Here is a 20,043-nt window from a genome sequence, read left to right on the forward strand (position 1 = left end):
TCGAACAGAGTACGGCCGACTGTATGGGGAACTTCAACGAGATACAGACCACGTCAGTCCCGCACGATTGTCGCCATGGCAACTTCTAGTAGATGGCGGCTCGTATGAAAGCCCGTTCTGTCTCCGCGACAGCAGTTATCAGCGTTGGCGTATTCACCCTGACCGGGTGTGGCGGCGCATCCAGTCCCGAAGGTTCGGTCGGTGAGTATGCACAGGACGGCAGTTTCACGACCGTCATCAACGCCGATCCGGGAAATCTGCACCCTCTGATCACCAACCTTACGTCGACTCAGATCGTGAACGCGTACTCGTACGATTCGTTGATCGACATAGACGCGCAGACACGCACTGTGCGTGCGTATCTGGCAGAAAGCTGGAGTGAAGAAGGGAACACACTCAAGTTCGTGCTCAAGAAGGGTATTACGTGCGCCGACGGCACTTCCTTCACCGCACAGACCGCCGCCGATGACATCAACTGGGTCATGGACCCTGAAAACGCTTCACCGCTACGCGGATCCACCGTACCGTTGTCGACGGTCGCGTCCGCGGACGGTGACGAACTGACGGTCACTACAGCCGAACCGGCACCCTTCTTGCTCTCTCGAATCGGCGCGTTGCGGCTGCCGTGCGCTGCGACGCTCGACGACCCGGCCAGTATCCGTTCGAGTAGTAACGGAACGGGTCTGTTCAAGGTCACCGAAGTTGTTCCCAACGATCACATCACGATGGAACGCCGCGACGGCTACACCTGGAGTCCGAACGGGGAGACCACTTCCGACACTCTCGGGGTACCGAAGACGGTGACGATCAAGATTGTCACCGATCCGAGTACGACCGCGAATCTTGTTCTCACCGGCGGAGTGAATGCCGCGGCAGTGACAGGTTCGGACGAGGAACGAGTCTTGGCCGCAGGTCTGGATTCGAAGACCTACACCACGTTGTCCGGCGAGTTCATCTTCAATCATTTCGCGTCTCTACCCACGTCGGACCGCGCTGTGCGGCAGGCGCTCGTTCAAGCAGTCGATCTGGACGACTACACCGAGATCACCACCGGCGGAAAAGGAACCCGCGCACGCGCCCTTGCGGTTTCGGAACCCCTTGCCTGCGACTACAACAGTGTTGAAGGAACGATCCCCGAATTCGACGTCGACGCGGCAAAGAAGACGTTGTCCGACGCCGGCTGGAAGGCAGGGGCCGACGGCGTCCTGACGAAGGACGGGCGACCGCTTGCACTCAACGTGATTTTCAACAACTCGCGCGATACGAACTCTGCCGCCGCCGAATACGTGGCAACCCAGTGGGAAGGACTGGGTGCGAAGGTGAAACTGACCGGCGGCGACTACAGTTTCGTCATCGCCAACACGTTCAGCACCACCGACCTGTCGTCGTGGGACGTTTCCATCGGTTTGACGCTGGGGAGTGATACGCCGAGTATCTTTGCCAAGTACTTCACCGGCCCGCCGAAGCCCGAAGGAGTGAACTTCGCTTCCCTCGACAACAAGAAGTACATCGAATTGTCCACTGAGGCTTCGCTTCTTCCCGGCGACGAGTCCTGCAAGATCTGGGAGGAAAGTGAGCGGGCATTGTTCAACGACATCGACCTGCTTCCGGTGTCGACGACACCTGCTCACATGTTCTTCAACGGAGCAACGTCGATCTACCCACCTTCGAGCGGAATCCTCCCGGGCTCGGCGATCCGGGTCTTGAAGTAGACCACCCGCTAACGCTCACTTTCGGGTATTGATCATCCGAAGTGCAAACCGAAATACCACCGCGGCACCCGCACCTGCAGCCAGGCCGGCGACGACATCGGCAAGTAGAACACCGACGCCTATGCCGAGGACGGCAGCAGCGGCGACGGCAAGGGCGACGTCAGCACGAGGAGCGGCGATCGCGGCATCCTTTCCCCGAGTATCGAACGAGCACTCATCTCAACGGAGCATGTCACGAAACTGTCGTCCGCAGGTGTATCAACCGCAAAACGCCTCGAACGCGTCGGCCCCGGCGGAGTTGAACTCCGCCGGGGCCGACAATGCGTCTTGCTCGCTGGCTCAGTGCGTCGGGACGGATTCCTTCGACGTGGTCGGGGAGGTATCGGAGTGATCGCTACCAATCTCCTTGCGGGAGTTGGAGCTGTTGAACCGAGGGAGGAAGCCGGCCAGGACGAGCGCGATGACGGCGGATCCGGCAGCGAGAGCCATGACGACGCGGAAAGCGTTCTCCGACGGCAGCGTTGCCCCGCCGATGGACATGGTCATCTGGGCGATGACGACACCCGCGATGGCGCTGGCGAATGATGTACCGAGGGAGCGCATCAGGGTGTTGAAGCTGTTGGCTGCTCCGGTCTCGGACGGAGGAACAGCGCCCATGATGAGAGCGGGCATTGCGCCGTAAGCCATACCGGTGCCTGCACCGATGATCACGGCGATCACAACCAGTTCCCAAATCGAGTGCATGGCGAAAATACCGATGCCGTAACCGATTGCGACCACAACGGCGCCGAGCATGAGCGTCACCTTGGGGCCGTGCGAATTGGTGATGCGTGAGGACAGCGGAGAGATGAGCATCATGATGATGCCGGAGGGAGCCATGACCAGACCTGCGGTGAGCATCGAACCGCCGAGGCCGTAACCGGTGACTTCAGGCAACTGGACGACCTGGGGAAAGACCATGCTGGCGGCGAACATCGCGAATCCGAACACGATGGATGCGAGGTTGGTGAAGAGCACCTGGCGGCGGATGGATACGCGTAGATCGACAAGGGGCTTGGGGGTACGTAGTTCCCACCAGGCCCAGAATCCGAATATCACGATCGAGGCGCCGAACAGGGAAAGCGTGAGCGTGCTCGTCCAACCCCAGTCGCCGCCCTTGGAAATAGCAAGGAGTAGAGCGATGAGGGCTGCCGAAAGCGAGATTGCCCCGCCGAAGTCGAACGTGCCACCCGTGCGAACCGTCGATTCGGGGACCAGGACGACAACGAGACAGGCCGCGAGTGCGCCGAGAACTGCAGAAGCCCAGAACAAAACGTGCCAGTCTGCGTATTCCGCGATCAGAGCCGCGATCGGAAGTCCCAGAGCACCACCGACTCCCAGCGAAGCGCTCATCATGGCAACGGCGCCGGCAAGCTTCTTCGGCGGAAGCACGTCGCGCATCACGCTGATACCCAGCGGGATGACGCCGGCGGCGAGGCCCTGCAGGATTCGGCCCGCAACGAGCGGGATCACACTCGAGCTGAGTGCGCCGACCACCGAACCGGTCACCAACAGCGCCATGCTGATCAGGAGCAGACGGCGTTTGCCGAACATGTCGCCCAAGCGGCCCATGGTCGGGACGGCGACGGCGGCGGCGAGCAGCGTGGCGGTCACAGCCCACGCGGTATCGGACGCCGGCGCATTCAGGTATTCGGGCAGGTGCGGGATGATCGGGATGACCAGCGTTTGCATGAGCGAGACGACGATGCCGGAAAACGCCAGTACAGCCACCACTGCCGTGGTGGCTGGTGACTTCGTTGTCTGTGGCGGCGTTGTCGGTGGTGGAGAAGTGGTTGACGACATTGCGGTAACTCCATCGGAGGAAGAACGAATAATGGTTTAAGTCAGTTGCTTGAACTAAAGTTAAATCAAGTGACTGACTCACCGGAAGGGTGTGTCGTCGATCGTGACGAACGTCTCCGGTACCGAGCAATTTCGGACGGTCGAGGATGATGGTGGACATGACTACGAGGACTGAGGATGCGACGGCCGACGCCGGCGGCGCGGCAAACTCCGCGCGTTCTGCCGCAACCCGAGACCGCATCCTCGCCGTCGCCGAGCAGTTGTTCGCCGAACACGGAGTCTTCGCGGTGTCGAACCGTCAGGTGAGTGAGGCGGCGGGCCAGGGCAACAACGCCGCCGTCGGTTATCACTTCGGGACCAAGACCGATCTGGTCCGGGCGATCGTGAACAAACATTCCCGGCAGGTGGAGAAGAAGCGTGGTGAACTGCTGCGTGAGATCGAAGGGTCCGAGGATGTTCGTGACTGGATTTCGTGTCTGGTTCGGGCGTCGACCGATCATTACGCCGAAATGGGTGGCCCGACGTGGTACGCGCGGTTCAGTGCGCAGATTCTCACCGATCCGGTCCTGCGGAAGATCGTCTACGACGAGGTGCTGGCCTCGCCCACTCTTCAGGAGACCCTTCGTGGACTTTCGGCCTGTCTGACTGACATGCCGATGAGTGTTCGACGTGCCCGCGCAGACATCGGACGAAATGCGATCGTGCACATGTTCGCCGAACGTGAGCGCGCGCTTGCAGAATCAGGGCCGGACGAGGTCACGTCGTGGGAGGACTTCACCACCGACCTCGTCGACGCGCTGGTGGGTCTTTGGACTGCCCCGATCACCCGCTGACCGACCGTTCTCCGGCGCTGTCCACCTGCTCCGGAGGAACACTGCGCAACGGACCCCGTGTCGGTGGAAGATCCAGGAGCAGGCCGACTCCGGCAAGAATGATGACAAGCCCGCTGACGAGCGCGAAGGTGACAGGCTCGTTCAACCACAGCACTCCGATGGCCGACGCCGAAATCGGAACCAGAAGAGTGACGGCTGACGCCGCGACAGGACCCGCCTGGCGAATTATCCAGAAGTACACCAGGTAGCCACCGGCGGTAGCCCCCAGTCCCAGGGCGGTCACTGCAATCAGTGGACCGACGGTCACGGGCCCCGGCGGGGGAGCGATGGCGGACACAGGTACCAGTAGGACAACCGCGGCAAGCTGCTGGCCGAGGGCAAGTGTCATCGGTGGGGTGCCCTGGAACGATTTTCGTGTGTAGACACCACCGACTGCGTACAGCAGTGCCGCAGTCAAAGATGCGCCGATGGCCAGCATTGCGCGACTGTCGAGCGCTGACGGAATCCCGCCGACGAGCACCGAGACGCCGGCAATGCCGATCGCGACACCCGAGACTTTTCGCCAGGTGATCTTTTGCCTAAGCCAGAACGCGGCAACGAACACGGTGAACATCGGCGTCGTGGCATTCAGGATCGACGCCGTCGACGAGTTGAGGCCGACGATCGCAGTTGCAACGAGGGTGAGGGGGCCGGCGACGTTGAGGGCTGCCAGCAGTAGGAATGCGGGAAACCGGGAACCGACCGCACGCCAGGTCGATCTGCTGGAAGCCGTTATCAGCGCGAGAACCAACGCTGCAACAATGAAGCGGCCGTGCGTCGTGCCGACGGCGCCGAGAGTTGGTGCCGCCACAGCAACCAGGGGGAACGAGCTTCCCCAGAGCGCGCCGACCAACAGCAAAGCTCCAACTACGGCGAATCGGCTGCCACCGATTGCTTTCCAGTTCTTCATTGAGCCTCTTCGTCGAAGACCTCGTGGGTATGGTCTGTGTACTGACCTAACTTATACCCCCTATAGGTATCAATGTCGCATCCTTGTGGCGTCGGAGGCGAGTGAGGGCTGGGTGATCGATTCTTCGTTCTCCTGCAGTGGCTTACATGATCGAGGGGAGTGAAATGTCGACAGGACTCTCCTATAGTTTCTGGCTCACATACCTATAGGGGGTATGCTCGGAATGTGTGAGCTCGCTTCCCGGGTCACGTCCGTCCGTTAGAGAACAGGAATCGCAATGAGTAGCTGTGGCTGTGGCAATACCCCGACGACAGACGACAACGGTGCTGTAGGCGCTGTCGGTACGGCGATGCCACCCGGTGGAGAAGACCTACTCAACTCGGGGAGTAGCGAACTCGTCGAATGTCGAGTCATGCCCGGTAGCGTGATCGAAAAGACGCGTGCCGAGGCAGAGGGCCTGTTTCGTGACTACGAAGGCAACCGGTACTGGTTCTGCTGCAAGGGTTGTGGACCACGGTTCGACGCAAATCCCAGGAAGTATGCCAACGCGAGCTGAGTAAAAAGTGGTGGTGCAGGCGATGCCTGCACCACCACTTTCTTCCGTCAGTGCAGTGAATGAGTTGCGCCGTTACTCCGCGCCGAGGTCCTACGGTGCCGAATGGTGGAGACAGGTCACGTGGCGCGCTGTCAGATCGACTGACGGTAGCCGAAGAACTCGTGAGCTGCTCGATCGCTTGGGCATCGTCGTAGATGCCCCCATCCCTTCAATTTCTCACTGCAGCAACGATTTTATGTGTTCGATGTTTCGTGACGGCCTCGCGCGGCTTCGGTATCGTGAGGTTCGATGTGCTTGCGGCGGACGAAGAGCACGATCGCCAGGGCCAGCATGGTCAGCACGGCGACAATCGCGAGCGGGTACGAATGATCCGGGGTCGTCATACCGGAGATCAAGGAAAAGTCCCACAAGCCGTGCACCACGGCGGGTATCAGCAGGCCCCCGGTACGTCGCCGAATGATGTACAAGAAGTAGCCGGCCACGATGGTGCTGAACACCTGGAGAAAAGCCTTGGGGCCTTCGGAGAACAGGTTGGTCGAGTGCGCCAACCCGAAGATGACGGTGCTCCACAGGGCAACTTTCTTTTCGGAGAAGCCGTTGCTGCGGAAGCAGGTGATTCCGATTCCTCGGAACATCGTCTCCTCGGTGAGGCCGACGAGAAGGCAAGTAAGAAGAAGGAGTGCAACGAACGTGAGGTCCTGGTCGGCGAGACCTGGGTAGTCGGTGACCACAGCGATCGAAATGACCATCATGATCGGTACGACGATCAACCAGCGTTGTACCGGTCGGTCGTCGATCCACACCGGACGCCACCATCGCAGGCATGCGACTGCCCCGTATACGAGGACGAACGACGCTCCGACCGGCACGATGAGCGAACGCCACAACTGGTCGATGTCGGTCGGAGCTGCGTAGCTGATTTCTTCGTCTCGGGTCAGCAGGAACCCTAATCCTTGAATGACAGCGAGATATACGATCACGAGGGCCACGAACGCTGCGACGGAAAGCCGGCGGCCGGCAACGGTGCGGGATGAAGGCGGGGATGTCGTCATGGGATCGAGGCTAGAAGCCCGTACACGGTTGCACCAAACGAAACCCCCGAGGGAGAAATCCTGGTCATGAATCTCTCCGGAGGTTCCGGAGTCTGCCATTTACCTGGAGTTCCATGGTGTGGACGCACTTTTCGGGTTGCAACCCATCGAATTTCGTTCTATTGCAGAGTGATTCGGCACTGCCGGCGCAACCGGTGATTCCTTGGGGGCAGGCTGCCGAATCAGACGGTGCGAGCGCAGGCGCACTGGGTCGCGGCCAGGGTGCATTCTCCTTGCGTCGTTTCGTAAGTCGCAACAGCGCTCGATGATGCCGGCGTCTCGGTGCCCGTCTCCCGGGGCCAAAGTGCGAACCCTGCAACGGCTCCCACTGTGGCCAGGGCGGCGAGGATGGTCCAGGTGACCGCAAATCCCGCGCTCGAACCAACCCACCCGGCGATCGGGTAGGTGACGAGCCAGGCGAGGTGGGACAGGGAGAACTGGGCTGCGAACACCTCCGGTATACCTGCGGGTTCGACGGAGCGCCGAAGCACCTTTCCGGTCGGTGTGACGATCATGGCCATCCCGGCGCCGACGAGTGCCCACACTGCGGCAGTCAGTATCCACGTGGATATTCCTGCCACGGCGAGGGAGGCTGCGGCGCCGGCACTGAAGACCAGCACAATGGAACCTGCTGTCATCACTGTTCGTTCGGCGGTTCTGTCGAGGACGCGCGGTAGAAGCAGCGCGGTTACCAACGTGCCGGTGCCTGACGCGGCAAGCATCCACGCCACGTCGGATTGGGTTCCACCGAGCTCGTCGCGGACGTAGTTGACGGTGTTGACGACGACGATCGAGCCGGCCGCTGCCACCACGAGATTGAGGGCCATGATGCCGCGCAGTCGCGGCGTGGTCACGAAGATTCGCACTCCCGACGCGATCCGATCCCACGCCTTTCCGTGAGCGCTGGGACGAGCGTTGGGGATTCGAGTGGCCAGCACGAGTAGTGCCGAGACGGCAAAGCCCACGGAGGTGGCGACGAACAACAGGTTGAATGTCATGAAGGAAAGCGCGATCGCGGCGAGAACGGGGCTGAGCAGGCTCTCCATCGTGTAGGCGACCTGCGACGCCGACAGCGCACGGGTGAAATCGGCCTCGTCGGTCACGATGTCGGGAATCACCGCCTGGAACGTGGGAGTAAACGCTGCCGACGCAGCTTGCAGAACGCCTACCAGCACGTAGATGTGCCAGATCTCGCTGACGAAGGGCAAGGCGAGCACAACCGCTGCGCGTATGGCGTCGAGCGCGACGAGGAAAGCCCGTCTCGGCAACCGGTCTACGTACGCCGCCGCGAGCGGAGCGATCACGACGTACAGCGACATCTTGATCGTCAGCGCGGTGGCGAGCACCGCTCCGGCGCTGGGTCCGGCCAGTTCGTAGGCGAGTAGACCCAGGGCAACCGTCGCCAACCCGGTGCCGAACAGCGCGATGATCTGGGCGCTGAAGAGCAGGCGATAGTCGCGAATCAAGAACAGACGCATGCTGTTCCGCTCCGGTGCGGTCCTAGCGGTCCGGTTCATCTGGTTTCACTCCCGCGACAAGGTTGAAAGCTCCGGTCAGGATATTGAGGGCCACGATTCCGACTACGTCGGCGATCTCGCGATCACCGTAGCCGTACGCTCGAAGGCCCGCGATGTGTTCGTCCGAAATCGAGGCAGGTTCCCGATAGACGCGAAGTCCGAGGTCGATCGTCGCCGCGATGGCGGGATCGGCCGATGTGCCCGCGCGGGCGCGCTCGATCTCGTCCAACTCGACGCCGTTGGCGTGCGCGGCGGCAACGTGGGCTTCGAGGCACACGGCGCAACCTTGCTGGACCTGCACAGCGATCGAGATTCGCTCGGTGATCTTGCGGCTGAGTTTCGCGCGCTTCATTGCGCGGCTGAGTTCCAGATAGCCGCCCAGCACTGCGGGCGAGTGAGCCATCGCCGCGACCATGTCGCCGACCTGTCCGTGACGGTTGACGAGCTCGGCGAGAAGGTCTTTGGATGTGCCGACAGCGGTGGCCGGTGTGAGAGGTGCAAGGCGAGGCATGACAAGTCCTAAGTGGTTCCGACGGTGGTGGGTTCGGCCGGTGATCGCCGGCCGAACCCACCACCGGAGTTGGTCAAGAATTGACGCTGGATCTAGCGGTTTCAGACTCGTCGACCTTGGGCGAGCGCATGACTACCGCGGTGATACCTGCGCCCACTACGGCGATGGCGGCTGCACCGAGGAATACCGCGGAGAACCCGTTCGTCAACTCCGTCAGGTCACCGAGTTGATCGGCGCCGAACACCGCTGCGATCGCGGTCATCACCGCGAGACCGACAGCCGAGCCGACCTGGTAACTGACGTTGACGATGCCGGAGGCCAATCCGCCCTCTTCCGGGCGTGCGGCCGAAATCGCCGTACCCAGTGAGGGAATGAACGCCAGCGTCATACCTGCAGCAGCCACCAGCGACGCCGGCAGTACGTCGACCCAGAAGTTGCCGGTGGGCCGGATCAACGACATCCACCCCAATCCGATTCCCAGTACCAGCAATCCGGCCACGATCATTGCTTTCGCGCCGAATCGCGCCATGGCCCGTGGTGCCACCACGATCATGCCGAGCATGACGAAGATGGTCATGGGCAGCAGCGCTGCACCGGCCGGGAAGGCGCTGTATCCGAGCACTTGCTGCAGGTACAGGTTCAGGAAGAACCACATCGGTATCCAGGCGGCGCCGAGCACGAGCTGAGCGATGTTCGCGGCACCGAGGTTGGGCGCCTTGAAGATTCCCAGACGCACGAGAGGTTCACGACGCTTGGACTGGATCAGTACGAATGCGCCCAACAGAGCGGCCGAAACGGCGAGCGCCAGCCAGGTCTGCCCGGATCCCCACCCGACGTCAGGTGCTCTGACGATGCCGAAGACTCCGACAGCGAGGCCTGCGGTGACGGCCAGTGCGCCGAGGAAATCGATCGAACCGGTACGTGCCGGTGCGTTCGGCATCAGGAAGGGGGTAGCGATCAGCGCGACGACGGCGATGGGAATGTTGAGATAGAACACCCAAGGCCAGCTGGTGTATTCGGTGATGACGCCGCCGAGGAACACGCCGGCCGTACCGCCTGCCGGGGCGGCAGCGCCGTAGATGGACAGCGCCTTGGTCATTTCCTTCTGCGTGCTGCCGAACAGCATCATCAGCAGAGTGAGCGCCGAGGGGGCGATGAGTGCTGCGCCTGCGCCCTGAACTGCGCGGCCCGCAAGTTCGACGGCCACGTTACCGGCGGCACCGGCGACAACGGAACCGATCAGCAGGATCAGCCAACCAGCGGAGAACACTCTGCGAGCGCCGAACAGGTCGGACAGGCGGCCGCCGAGGAGGAGTAGCCCGCCGAACGCGATGACGTATGCATTGAAGACCCAGGTCAGGCCTTCCTGGGAAAAGCCGAGGTCGCTCTGCATCTGGGGGAGAGCGACACCGATGATCGACGTGTCCATGATGACCATGAACTGAGCGGCGGCGATCAACGCCAACGCCCACCACTTACGTGTGGATTTCGGTTGTGTGGACATTCTGAATTCCTTACCTGTACGGGGTATAGGTGATGCTTGCGTGGTCAGGGGGCGTCATGAGCGAGCCGCTGCGACATCGGCGCAGTGCTGCGAGGAAATGCATGGGAAAGGGGCGCTTTTCGAACTCGGTCGGCCGACGCTCGGCGTGGGTGCGCATCGGATCTCCTTCGAGTGAATTCACGGTGTTCGAGTAGTTCGTTGCATACCCTAGGGGGGTATGGTACAAATTGCAACAGCTTCGATTTCGAAGAACGCAGAACCCAACGCAAACGGCAACGAAAGTGCTGCCGACCTAGGCTCGGGAGGGCAAGATGTCCAGCAATAACGGCTACACATTGGAATTGGCAACGTCGGAGGCATCAGTCGGCAGCAATGTGCCTCTACAGTTTCGGATCCTGGATTCGGCGGGAACTCCGTTGACTCGGTACACCGATACCCACGACAAGCAGCTGCATCTGATCGTGGTCGGCCTGGACCTGACCGGATTCCAGCACGTGCATCCTGAATTGGACGAGAACGGAAACTGGCATGTGTCAGTAGATTTCGATCACCCAGGCGACTATCGAGTCTTCGCGGACTTCACGCCGGACGGTGGTGACGGAATCACGCTGAGCGCAGATGTGCGCGTCGCCGGCTCCTACGAACCTCGGCCGTTGCCTGCCGCCGCTAGTGCCACGACGGTCGACGGGTACACCGTCTCTCTCGAAGGTGAAGCCCATGCGGGCCAGACATCGAAGCTCACACTCTCGGTCAGTCGAGACGGAATCCCCGTCACGGACCTGCAGCCCTACCTTGCCGCCTACGGGCATCTGGTCGCGTTGCGTGCCTCCGACCTCGCGTATCTCCACGTCCATCCGGACGGCTACCCCGGTGACGGCGTCACACCGGCCGGACCGGCAATCACCTTCTACGCCAACATGCCGAGCGCCGAGGATTACCGATTGTTCTTGGACTTCAAACACGGCGATGTGGTGCGTACCGCGGAATTCACACTGACTGCCGACAATGCGACCACGCCTGAGTCCGAACACGCGCATCACGCCCACCACGGGCACTGAGACCGTATGCGTTTCGCAGCAGCGGGAAAACGGGCATCGCTAATCGCCATGCACCCATCTGTTCGTGCAGTAGCGAAGTGCGTGGCGATGTGCGCAGTGATTGCTCTGCAGGACAACGGAAGCCGAAGAGTATCCGCACATCGCCCCGGGAATGAGAATTGTTGCGACGTCACGCGTTGACGAACAGGAGGACACCGAATGTCGGAAGCGACAGAAGTTGGCAGCACTCCAGGTAGTGCCCCAGGCAGTGATACGACCGGCGATGCGTGCTGCACGGGTGATTCGCACGGCTACATCTCCGCCAAGGGTGACTACCTGGCGCGTCTGCGTCGTATCGAGGGTCAAGCGCGCGGTCTACAGCGCATGGTCGACGAGGACAAGTACTGCATCGACATTCTCACGCAGGTCTCGGCGATGACCAAGGCTCTCCAGGCGGTGGCCATGGGCCTGCTCGAGGACCACATCGGCCACTGCGTCGTCAAAGCTGCGGTTGCCGGCGGCCCCGAGGCGGACGCGAAGATCAAGGAAGCGAACGACGCGATTGCGCGGTTGGTCCGCTCGTAGAGCTGTGTTCGATGAACATTGATACCGTGGTGGGCATGTTCAGTATCGAGATCCGTCGTACATTCGCTGTGAGACAAGGGCTTCCGGCGCCGGTGCGGGACGCAAAGAACTTGCCGCCGCTGATGCCCGCCGAGGGTTTTCGCGTGACGATGCGAGCGGGGTTCTCGTTCGAGGACGACCAACTCGGAGAACGTGGATGGTTCGTAGACACGGACGCTCTGGACGAGTCCGTCGATCGATGTGCAGAGCGGTTGGCGGGCGGTGCCTGGCCGGAGATTTTCGATTTCCGTCCGTCTTTCGAGAACGTTACGAAGTGGGCTTTCACTGAACTGGCGCCCAGCATTCCTCAGCTGGACTACGTCGAGCTCGACAACGAGACAATAGGTGTAACAACGAGATACGTCAGATCGCACTGACCTGACGTATCTCGCTGACGCACAGCGTTCGATCGATCGGACTACTGGTAGAGACGCAGTGCAGACCCGATGAAGGACTTACCGAACGCGAGTCCGACCTTGTTGAAGTAGAAGCTCATGGTCGTATTCGCAAACGGGACTGCGGACACCGTTTTGGTGATCTGCGACTCGGCATCCGCCCACTCTGTGCACGCTGCGTCGCCGGTCAAACCGGAGGCCTTGGCCACTGCTGCTTCGTAGGCGGGGTTGTTGATCGACGAGAAATTCTTACCGGCTGCCGGGGCAGGTCCGGTGAAGAACGGGACGAAGCCGCTGGGAATCGAGTTGTTGATCTGGATCCACGCGATGTCCCACTGGTTGTTGTCCTTGCCACTGAGCATGACGTCGACAACCTTGTTCTGGTCTGCTCCCGTCACCTCGACGGTCGCACCGAGGTCGGACCATGCCGACTGAGTGAGTTCGGCTGCCGCGCTGCGTGCATCTTCGCCGGCAGCGTAGAAGAGGCGGAGGGCCAGCGGCTTTCCGTCCTTGCTTCGTTTTCCGTCCGAGCCGGCGGTCCAACCGGCCGCATCCAAGGTTGCCTTCGCTGCGCTGAGGTCGTAGTCCGGAATGTCGCCGGTGACGGAGTCGTACACGCAGGCGCGGGGTTCGACGCCGACAAGGCTTGTTGCGCGGGTGCCCTGGCCGGCAGTGATAACTTCAGCGAGATCGTCGAGATTCACAGCCTGGATGAGTGCTTTGCGAACGGCGGGATCGCTGGTGGGATTGGACGCGATCTGGTTGAAGTACATCTGACCGGAGGGCATCGGGCGATCGATCGAGGCGAAATTGGCGGCGTCGATCTGATCCTTGTCCGGACCGGCGATGGGAGATGCGTTGAGTTCGCCGGAGAGGAGCTGGTTTGCGGCGGTGCTGACATTGGGCGCCATGACAGCGATGACGGTCTTGGGGACACCTGGTGTGTCGGAGGTGGTGTCGTCGGGACCCCAGTTGTAACCGTCGCGACGTTCGAACGTGTAGTGGTCGTTGGCGGCGATTTCGGTGACTTCGAACATGCCGGAGCCAAGTGATTTCTTGTTCGAGGCGGTCGGGTCTGCGAGTCCGGCGTCGCACATGATCGGGAGGCGACTGACCGTGAGGAGGAGGAAGGGGCTCGGAGCCGGAGTAGTGACCGTGATGGTGCGGGTCGCGGGATCGGCCGTCGCCGAAGCGCCTACGGGGACCGTAGTGCCGCGTTGCTGTGAACCGTTGGCCGGATCGGCGACGAAGTTGATTTTGTTCGCGACGGTCTGTGCGGTCAGCGTCGACCCGTCGGTACAGGTGACTCCTTCGCGGATGGTGAAGGATGCGGAGGTTGGAGTCTCTTCCCATTTCTCTGCCAACCATGGTTTGAATTCACTGGTTTCAGGATCCTGGTAGACCAGGGAGTCGTACGCCAGCTTCGAGATGTCCGCCGTTGCCGCGGAGCCGGACATGATCGGGTTGAGTGCACCCGGATCGGCTTGCAACGCATAACGGAAGGTTCCGTCTGTCAGAGGTTCACCGCCGTCGGAACTCGAGGACGTACCTCCCGAGGCTGCAAGCCGACAACACGAGTGCGAGCCCCGCTGCCGTTGCAAGTGCCGGATAAGAGCGGTGTTTCATTGTGCCTCCGTGAAGGAGCCAGGGCCCGAGCGAATTTCGAGAGGGCGCGGTCGAGTGTGACCGCTAAATCTTGGCGTAGGACGTGACGGGCATCTCGGTCGATCTTCACGAAAATCGTGCCGATTTTTGTTCGATCTCACGAGAACTGGGGTGATGAACCAGTTCAGCTCACAGTGAGTCGAGGTCGTTTCGCTGTGGCCACCCGGTTGCAGCGAGTACTACGGCAGGGACAGAGGTCAACGGAGAGATCGGGCCGAGGGAGAGGAGGTCTTCGTCGTCGTCGATCTCGGACCAGAATTCGTCCACCGAAACATCAAGGCCGAGAACGATCCACGGCGGTCCGGCTTCTTGAAACGCGTACGAGACGGTCCCGGTGCGCGGAACTGTCGCATCGAACAGTCGGTCTCCGACGGGATAACCCTGCTGCTCGCCGACCAAAGTCAAGGTCGTCGGATCGAAGGATGCCTCGCGCAGTATCTTCTCGACGGTGCGGTCGAAACTCCGCTGGGTGCTGAACTCTTCGTCCGGGCTCGAACCGCTGAACTCGGGAAAATGCGCGCAACACAATACGTGTGAGCTCTCCGAGTTGCAGTACAGGCGAAACACGGGAAATCCACCGGCCACGAAGCGTGACGTTAGCAGAGCGTTGAGGTGGAGAAGTTGCTGTTTCAGCAAAGATGGTTGCGTGAATCGTGGGAGGTGTTCATCCTGGATGAATGAGCCACGAACACCACAATCACCACGAGAACTCCGACACGACCGAGAATCCGTACGCCAAGGCGGACGCACAATTCTGGAACTCGCTGTACGAGGAACGCCCAGCGCGCTGGAGCGGAAATCCCAACCCACAGTTGATTGCGGAAGCCTCCGACCTCGAACCGGGCACTGCACTCGACGTCGGTTGTGGCGAAGGTGCCGACGCCTTGTGGTTGGCGCGTCGCGGGTGGAAGGTCACCGGCACCGACATCTCGTCGGTGGCGCTCGGTCGCGCCCAGTCGCACGTCGAGGGCGAGGGCGTCGACATCGAATGGCTGGAAGCCGACCTGACGAAGTGGGATCCGCAGGGGCGCTCGTTCGATCTGGTGTCCGCGCAGTTCTTCCACATGCTCGAACCCGCGCGCGGGGAATTGTTCGGTGCTCTCGGAGATCTGGTCGCGCCGGGCGGACATCTGCTGATCGTGGGTCATTCACCCCACGAGTCGCCGACCGAGCATCATCGGGCCATGCTCCATACGCCCGAATACGTGGAGTCGTTGTTCACGGACGGGTGGAGGGTGTTGGTCTCGGAGTCGCGGGCACGAGATCTTCCCGCGAACCCCGAGATGCATCACACCACGGATACCGTTGTGCTGCTTCAGCGATTGAGCGCGAGTACCGACAGCAGCTCGTAAGCGACGTGAGCCGCTGCGATACCGGTGATCTCGGCGTGGTCGTACGCCGGCGCTACCTCGACGATGTCGGCGCCGACCACGTTGAGTCCGACCAATCCGCGCAGTGTGTTCAACAATTCGCGAGAGGTCATGCCGCCCGCTTCGGGTGTTCCGGTACCCGGAGCGTGGGCGGGATCGAGTACGTCGATGTCGACGGAGACGTACACCGGGCCACCGTCGAGGCGCTTACGCATGCGCTCGACGATGCTGGCGACGCCGTCGACCTCGTAGTCGTCACTGCGGATCACCTGGAAGCCGAGAACGCGGTCGTCTTCGAGGTCCTTCTCGCTGTAGAGCGGTCCACGGATACCGATGTGCTGCGAACGCTCCATGTCGATCAGGCCCTCTTCGCTGGCGCGGCGGAAGGGCGTGCCGTGGGTGAAGGGCTGGCCGAAGTAGGTGTCCCACGTGTCGAGGTGAGCGTCGAAGTGCAGGACGGCGATCGGGCCGTGATCGCGGGCCAGTGAGCGCAGGATCGGCAGTGCGATGGTGTGGTCGCCGCCGAGCGTGAGCACGGAGGAACCGTCGGCGCGCAGGTCGGTGACGGCGGACTGAACCGTCGTGAGAGCTTCCTGGATGTCGAAGGGGTTGACGCCGATGTCACCGAAATCGGCTACCTGCTGGTTGGCAAAGGGGGAGACCTTGAGCGCCGGGTTGTACGGACGCAGCAGCTTCGACGCAGCGCGGATGTGGCCCGGACCGAAACGAGCGCCGGGGCGGTAGCTGACACCCGAATCGAAGGGAATGCCGAGGATCGTCACGTCGGCGCGCGAGACCTCGTCCAGGCGCGGGAGACGCGCAAAGGTGGTCGGCTCGGCGTAGCGGGGGACGCGCGTGGCGTCGACGGGTCCGATGAACGATCCGGGGTTGTTGGTAGCCATGTGCAGAGGTCCCTGCTCTCGATTCGGCGCACACCGGGCGCCCTTCAGTGATGTAGCTCTCTGAGCAAGTATGGTTTCTTCAAGAGGCTCGGTTGTCAACCCCTGTTTCCTGAAAGGGACACGGCGGTCGTGAAGGAGTGGGTTCAGTGGCCAAGGCGAAGGAAGCGGTCGAGCCGGTCGGTCCGCGCATCGGGGCGAGGCTCAAGGCGGCACGTCAATCGAAGCGGTTGACCCTCGACGACCTGGCCGAGGCCTGCGGTGTGACCAAGGGGTATCTCTCGAAACTCGAGCGCGATCACGTCAATGCGTCGGTGGCAACCCTGATCAAAGTGTGTGCGGTACTCGAGATCCCTGTCGGATCCCTGTTCGAGAACGCGTCTGCCGGTGAAGTGGTTCGTGCCGATGCCATGCCGCAAATCAGCTTCGGCGGCGAAAAGATGACGGAATACCTGCTCACGCCTACCAACGAGCGTCGAATTCAGGTGCTGCTCGGCGAGCTGGAACCAGGCGGCGGAAGTGGTCAGGAGTTCTACAGTCTGCCGATCGACGTGAACTTCGTGCACGTGCTCGAGGGCGGCTTGCGGGTCTCGTTCGAGGGCGGTCGGACGGATCCGAACGGTGAGGCCGTCGACGCCGAGGACGTCGTGCTTGCGGCGGGCGATTCCTTCACATTCACGCCGACGCACAACCATAGTTTTCAGGCCGAAGGCTCGGTTCTGGCGAAGGTTCTGTGGGTCTTGAATCCGGCGTTGCCGGAAGGGCCTCGGGCTCCGTCTTCGTGACGCTCGACGGCGAAGATGTTGATTCTTAGGAAACAAGAGTTGACATGATTGGCGGCACCCGTCACGCTGGTAGTTGTCCCCGTCACACGCACCGTCGAAAATTGGCGTCACGGAACTCCTGAAGGAGCGAACCATGCATGTCGATTCTGTCCGAGTTGGCCTGTTCCAAGGTCCGCTCACCACACCGGACACCTTTGCGTCGGTGGAGTTCAACCTCGCTGCGATCGACACCGCTGCCCGTGAGGCTGCTGAGTCCGGCGCAAGGATCCTTCTGACCCCGGAGATGTCTGCAACCGGCTACGACATCGGCGAACTGGTGTCGCTGCGTGCGGAACCGGCCGACGGCCCGATCTTCGATTCCGTCGCCGAGATTGCTCGCAGTGCGGGCATCGCAATCGTCTACGGCTACCCCGAACTCGACGGGGGAGATGTCTACAACAGTGTGCAGGTGGTGGGCCGCGACGGCACCTCGCTTGCGCACTACCGCAAGACGCATCTGTTCGGCACGCTCGACCGTGAGCACTTTCGGCCAGGTGAGACCTTGGTGGTCGGGTTCGATTTCGAGGGTATCCGCTGCGGATTGTTGATCTGCTACGATGTGGAGTTTCCCGAAGCGGTTCGGGCACACGCCGACGCCGGTACCGAATGGCTCATCGTGCCGACAGGCTTGATGACTCCTTACGAACACATTGCGCAGCAAGTGGTTCCGGCCCGCGCCTACGAGAGTCAGATGTTCGTCACCTACGTCAATCGCTGCGGTGCCGAAACCGAGCTGACCTACTGCGGTCTCTCGTGCGCCATCGCACCAGACGGTGCCGAGTTGGCGAGGGCCGGCGGCGACCAGGAATTGCTCTTCGCGGACATCGCCGCCGCCACCGTCGCGCAATCGCGCACTCTCAATACACATCTCGACGATCGACGCCTCGATCTGTATCCAGACCTTCCTGTCACGACTGTCTCCAAGGAGAACCGTAGATGACCATCCCAGTAGCTCCGGACAGTTCCTCGGAACCCGGCAAGCAGCCGCCCCTCACGATGTTCGGACCGGATTTTCCGTTCCCGTACGACGACTACGTTTCCAGTCCGGCGGGACTCGGCTCGGTGCCCGACCTGGCACTGGGTACCGAGGTTGCCGTGATCGGTGGCGGACTCTCCGGCATGATCGCGGCCTACGAGTTGCTCAAGATCGGTCTCAAACCGATTGTCTACGAAGCCGATCAGATCGGCGGCCGGATGCGGTCGGTCGAGTTCGACGGGCACCCCGGGGTTGTCGCCGAGATGGGCGCAATGCGTTTCCCGCCGTCGTCGACGACGTTGTTCCATTACCTGAACGAACTGGGTCTGCAGACCGAAGAGTTCCCCAATCCCCTTGCCGAGGTCACACCGAGCACGGTCATCGATCTCAAGGGTGAGAGCCACTACGCGCACACTCTCGAGGATCTGCCGCCGATCTACACCGAGGTGGCGCAGGCCTGGCAGCGCACTCTCGAAGAGCATGCAGATCTGATTCCGTTGCAGCAGGCCATTCGTGACCGCGACACCGCAGAAATCAAGCGGATCTGGAACGACCTCGTGGTGCGCTACGACGACCAGACGTTCTACGGATTCCTCGCCGCGTCGAAGCACTTCAAGTCCTTCCACATGCGGGAAGTGTTCGGGCAGGTCGGATTCGGTACGGGCGGTTGGGATACCGATTACCCCAACTCGATCCTCGAAATCCTTCGTGTGGTCATCACGGCCGCCGACGACGACCATCGCGGCATCGTGGGTGGATCGCAGCAGTTGCCGATGCGGTTGTGGAACCGCGCCCCGGCGCAGATGGCGCATTGGCCTGCCGGTACGACGGTCGCTTCGCTCAACGACGGCAAGACCTGTCCCCGCGTCACCGAACTCCGCCGTACCGAGCCCGGCAACATCACGGTCACCGACTCCGACGGGTTCATTCGTACCTATGCGAGTGCCGTTGTGACAGTGCAGAGTTGGATGCTGCTCAACAACATCAGGTGTGACGACGACCTGTTCCCGATCGACCACTGGACTGCGATCGAGCGGACTCACTACATGGGTTCGACCAAGGTGTTCGTGCTCGTCGACCGCCCGTTCTGGAAGGACAAGGATCCCGAGACCGGGCGTGATTCGGTGTCGATGACATTGACCGACCGCATGAGTCGCGGCACATACCTGCTCGATCAAGGTGAGGGCAAGCCCGGCCTGATCTGCTTGTCGTACACCTGGTCGGACGACTCGCTCAAGCTGCTGGCGCTCGACGCCACCGAGCGCATGAACATCATGCTGCGCTCTCTCGAAGAGATCTACCCGGGCGTGGACTTCCGCAGCCACATCATCTCGAGCCCGGTGACGCTGTCGTGGGAGACCGAGCGCGACTTCATGGGTGCGTTCAAGGCGAATCTTCCGGGGCACTACCGCTACCAGGAACGCCTGTTCTCGCACTTCGTGCAGAATGATCTCGAACCGCGTCATCGGGGAATCTTCCTCGCCGGTGACGACGTGTCGTGGACCGCCGGCTGGGCCGAGGGCGCGATCCAGACCGCGATCAACGCGGTGTGGGGTGTCGTCAACCATCTCGGCGGCGCCGCGCCTACCGAGAACCCCGGACCCGGCGACGTGTTCGAGGAGCTCGCTCCGATCAGGTTGGGCGACTGAGCTCACCGCAACTGCCGAAATGTCGTGCCCGATGGGGGTTGGTACTCCTATCGGGCACGACCTCTTTCCGGTGATCCACGCAACACTGG

General features: G+C 61.7%; 19 protein-coding genes. 10 read left to right on the forward strand and 9 right to left on the reverse strand.

Features of this window, described 5'->3' with window-relative positions; all coding sequences use genetic code 11:
* The first annotated feature begins 104 nt into the window (after positions 1-104).
* Positions 105-1,712, forward strand: a complete 1,608-nt coding sequence (locus I7X09_RS26400; protein ID WP_200314444.1) for an ABC transporter substrate-binding protein — start codon at positions 105-107, stop codon at positions 1,710-1,712.
* A gap of 339 nt (positions 1,713-2,051) precedes the next feature.
* Here I7X09_RS26400 and I7X09_RS26405 read toward each other — a convergent pair whose 3' ends face one another.
* Positions 2,052-3,554, reverse strand: coding sequence for an MFS transporter (locus tag I7X09_RS26405; RefSeq protein WP_095973415.1), 1,503 nt, complete (start codon positions 3,552-3,554; stop codon positions 2,052-2,054).
* A gap of 158 nt (positions 3,555-3,712) precedes the next feature.
* Between I7X09_RS26405 and I7X09_RS26410 the strand changes: the two genes are divergently transcribed.
* Complete coding sequence (locus I7X09_RS26410; protein WP_095973444.1) at positions 3,713-4,387, forward strand: TetR/AcrR family transcriptional regulator; 675 nt, start codon at positions 3,713-3,715, stop codon at positions 4,385-4,387.
* Here the strand turns inward: I7X09_RS26410 and I7X09_RS26415 are convergent.
* Positions 4,377-5,336 carry a DMT family transporter gene (locus I7X09_RS26415; protein ID WP_166812624.1) on the reverse strand — a complete coding sequence of 320 codons (960 nt, stop codon included), beginning with the start codon at positions 5,334-5,336 and terminating at the stop codon, positions 4,377-4,379. The two genes, I7X09_RS26410 and I7X09_RS26415, sit on opposite strands and share 11 nt — an antisense overlap.
* A gap of 412 nt (positions 5,337-5,748) precedes the next feature.
* On the opposite strand from I7X09_RS26415, the gene I7X09_RS29545 reads away from it, so the two are divergent.
* The gene (locus tag I7X09_RS29545; RefSeq protein WP_234036980.1) at positions 5,749-5,892 is read left to right on the forward strand and encodes a YHS domain-containing protein; all 144 of its coding nucleotides are present in this window, start codon (positions 5,749-5,751) and stop codon (positions 5,890-5,892) included.
* Between the two features lie 233 nt (positions 5,893-6,125).
* Here I7X09_RS29545 and I7X09_RS26425 read toward each other — a convergent pair whose 3' ends face one another.
* From I7X09_RS26425 to I7X09_RS26440, 4 genes are all read right to left on the reverse strand, one after another.
* Positions 6,126-6,944, reverse strand: a complete 819-nt coding sequence (locus I7X09_RS26425) for a CPBP family intramembrane glutamic endopeptidase (protein WP_200314446.1) — start codon at positions 6,942-6,944, stop codon at positions 6,126-6,128.
* Between the two features lie 221 nt (positions 6,945-7,165).
* A complete protein-coding gene (locus I7X09_RS26430; RefSeq protein WP_200314448.1) occupies positions 7,166-8,500 on the reverse strand; it encodes an MFS transporter in 1,335 nt (444 codons plus the stop codon).
* Positions 8,484-9,011, reverse strand: a complete 528-nt coding sequence (locus I7X09_RS26435; RefSeq protein WP_200314450.1) for a carboxymuconolactone decarboxylase family protein — start codon at positions 9,009-9,011, stop codon at positions 8,484-8,486. Before I7X09_RS26435 ends, I7X09_RS26430 begins: the two co-directional genes overlap by 17 nt.
* A 73-nt stretch (positions 9,012-9,084) precedes the next feature.
* Positions 9,085-10,515, reverse strand: coding sequence for an MFS transporter (locus I7X09_RS26440; protein WP_095970775.1), 1,431 nt, complete (start codon positions 10,513-10,515; stop codon positions 9,085-9,087).
* Positions 10,516-10,826: 311 nt separating this feature from the next.
* Here I7X09_RS26440 and I7X09_RS26445 point away from each other — a divergent pair, with 311 nt between their 5' ends.
* From I7X09_RS26445 to I7X09_RS26455, 3 genes are all read left to right on the forward strand, one after another.
* Entirely contained in the window at positions 10,827-11,573 is a 747-nt protein-coding gene (locus tag I7X09_RS26445) for a hypothetical protein (protein WP_200314452.1), read from the forward strand.
* Between the two features lie 198 nt (positions 11,574-11,771).
* Positions 11,772-12,137: a metal-sensitive transcriptional regulator gene (locus I7X09_RS26450; protein ID WP_234036720.1), complete on the forward strand. Its 366-nt coding sequence runs from the start codon at positions 11,772-11,774 to the stop codon at positions 12,135-12,137.
* Positions 12,138-12,148: 11 nt separating this feature from the next.
* Positions 12,149-12,553, forward strand: coding sequence for a hypothetical protein (locus I7X09_RS26455; RefSeq protein ID WP_200314454.1), 405 nt, complete (start codon positions 12,149-12,151; stop codon positions 12,551-12,553).
* Positions 12,554-12,594: 41 nt separating this feature from the next.
* Here I7X09_RS26455 and I7X09_RS26460 read toward each other — a convergent pair whose 3' ends face one another.
* Both I7X09_RS26460 and I7X09_RS26465 read right to left on the reverse strand, forming a co-directional pair.
* Positions 12,595-14,028 carry an ABC transporter substrate-binding protein gene (locus I7X09_RS26460; RefSeq protein ID WP_234036721.1) on the reverse strand — a complete coding sequence of 478 codons (1,434 nt, stop codon included), beginning with the start codon at positions 14,026-14,028 and terminating at the stop codon, positions 12,595-12,597.
* A 337-nt stretch (positions 14,029-14,365) separates the two neighbouring features.
* The gene (locus tag I7X09_RS26465) at positions 14,366-14,821 is read right to left on the reverse strand and encodes a hypothetical protein (RefSeq protein WP_234036722.1); all 456 of its coding nucleotides are present in this window, start codon (positions 14,819-14,821) and stop codon (positions 14,366-14,368) included.
* A gap of 92 nt (positions 14,822-14,913) precedes the next feature.
* On the opposite strand from I7X09_RS26465, the gene I7X09_RS26470 reads away from it, so the two are divergent.
* Complete coding sequence (locus I7X09_RS26470) at positions 14,914-15,588, forward strand: class I SAM-dependent methyltransferase (RefSeq protein ID WP_200314456.1); 675 nt, start codon at positions 14,914-14,916, stop codon at positions 15,586-15,588.
* Here the strand turns inward: I7X09_RS26470 and speB are convergent.
* Positions 15,552-16,508, reverse strand: a complete 957-nt coding sequence (gene speB / locus I7X09_RS26475; RefSeq protein ID WP_003941134.1) for an agmatinase — start codon at positions 16,506-16,508, stop codon at positions 15,552-15,554. The genes I7X09_RS26470 and speB overlap by 37 nt on opposite strands.
* Positions 16,509-16,654: 146 nt before the next feature.
* Here speB and I7X09_RS26480 point away from each other — a divergent pair, with 146 nt between their 5' ends.
* From I7X09_RS26480 to I7X09_RS26490, 3 genes are all read left to right on the forward strand, one after another.
* Positions 16,655-17,290: a helix-turn-helix domain-containing protein gene (locus tag I7X09_RS26480; protein ID WP_200314458.1), complete on the forward strand. Its 636-nt coding sequence runs from the start codon at positions 16,655-16,657 to the stop codon at positions 17,288-17,290.
* Between the two features lie 133 nt (positions 17,291-17,423).
* Complete coding sequence (locus I7X09_RS26485) at positions 17,424-18,269, forward strand: carbon-nitrogen hydrolase family protein (RefSeq protein WP_200314460.1); 846 nt, start codon at positions 17,424-17,426, stop codon at positions 18,267-18,269.
* Positions 18,266-19,954, forward strand: coding sequence for a flavin monoamine oxidase family protein (locus tag I7X09_RS26490; protein ID WP_200314462.1), 1,689 nt, complete (start codon positions 18,266-18,268; stop codon positions 19,952-19,954). Before I7X09_RS26485 ends, I7X09_RS26490 begins: the two co-directional genes overlap by 4 nt.
* The last annotated feature ends 89 nt before the right edge of the window (positions 19,955-20,043 follow it).

This window comes from Rhodococcus sp. P-2 (assembly GCF_016598535.1).
In the GTDB taxonomy this organism is placed as follows: Bacteria; Actinomycetota; Actinomycetes; order Mycobacteriales; family Mycobacteriaceae; genus Rhodococcus_F; species Rhodococcus_F baikonurensis.

Coding starts and splice junctions, on each gene's coding strand:
- I7X09_RS26445 (WP_200314452.1), top strand. CDS start 10,827: ATGTCCAGCAATAACGGCTACACATTGGAATTGGCAACGTCGGAGGCA.
- I7X09_RS26455 (WP_200314454.1), top strand. CDS start 12,149: ATGAACATTGATACCGTGGTGGGCATGTTCAGTATCGAGATCCGTCGT.
- I7X09_RS26405 (WP_095973415.1), bottom strand. CDS start 3,554: ATGTCGTCAACCACTTCTCCACCACCGACAACGCCGCCACAGACAACG.
- I7X09_RS26430 (WP_200314448.1), bottom strand. CDS start 8,500: ATGAACCGGACCGCTAGGACCGCACCGGAGCGGAACAGCATGCGTCTG.
- I7X09_RS26425 (WP_200314446.1), bottom strand. CDS start 6,944: ATGACGACATCCCCGCCTTCATCCCGCACCGTTGCCGGCCGCCGGCTT.
- speB (WP_003941134.1), bottom strand. CDS start 16,508: ATGGCTACCAACAACCCCGGATCGTTCATCGGACCCGTCGACGCCACG.
- I7X09_RS26485 (WP_200314460.1), top strand. CDS start 17,424: ATGCATGTCGATTCTGTCCGAGTTGGCCTGTTCCAAGGTCCGCTCACC.
- I7X09_RS26435 (WP_200314450.1), bottom strand. CDS start 9,011: ATGCCTCGCCTTGCACCTCTCACACCGGCCACCGCTGTCGGCACATCC.
- I7X09_RS29545 (WP_234036980.1), top strand. CDS start 5,749: ATGCCCGGTAGCGTGATCGAAAAGACGCGTGCCGAGGCAGAGGGCCTG.
- I7X09_RS26415 (WP_166812624.1), bottom strand. CDS start 5,336: ATGAAGAACTGGAAAGCAATCGGTGGCAGCCGATTCGCCGTAGTTGGA.
- I7X09_RS26440 (WP_095970775.1), bottom strand. CDS start 10,515: ATGTCCACACAACCGAAATCCACACGTAAGTGGTGGGCGTTGGCGTTG.
- I7X09_RS26490 (WP_200314462.1), top strand. CDS start 18,266: ATGACCATCCCAGTAGCTCCGGACAGTTCCTCGGAACCCGGCAAGCAG.
- I7X09_RS26450 (WP_234036720.1), top strand. CDS start 11,772: ATGTCGGAAGCGACAGAAGTTGGCAGCACTCCAGGTAGTGCCCCAGGC.
- I7X09_RS26470 (WP_200314456.1), top strand. CDS start 14,914: ATGAGCCACGAACACCACAATCACCACGAGAACTCCGACACGACCGAG.
- I7X09_RS26410 (WP_095973444.1), top strand. CDS start 3,713: ATGACTACGAGGACTGAGGATGCGACGGCCGACGCCGGCGGCGCGGCA.
- I7X09_RS26460 (WP_234036721.1), bottom strand. CDS start 14,028: ATGTCCGGCTCCGCGGCAACGGCGGACATCTCGAAGCTGGCGTACGAC.
- I7X09_RS26400 (WP_200314444.1), top strand. CDS start 105: ATGAAAGCCCGTTCTGTCTCCGCGACAGCAGTTATCAGCGTTGGCGTA.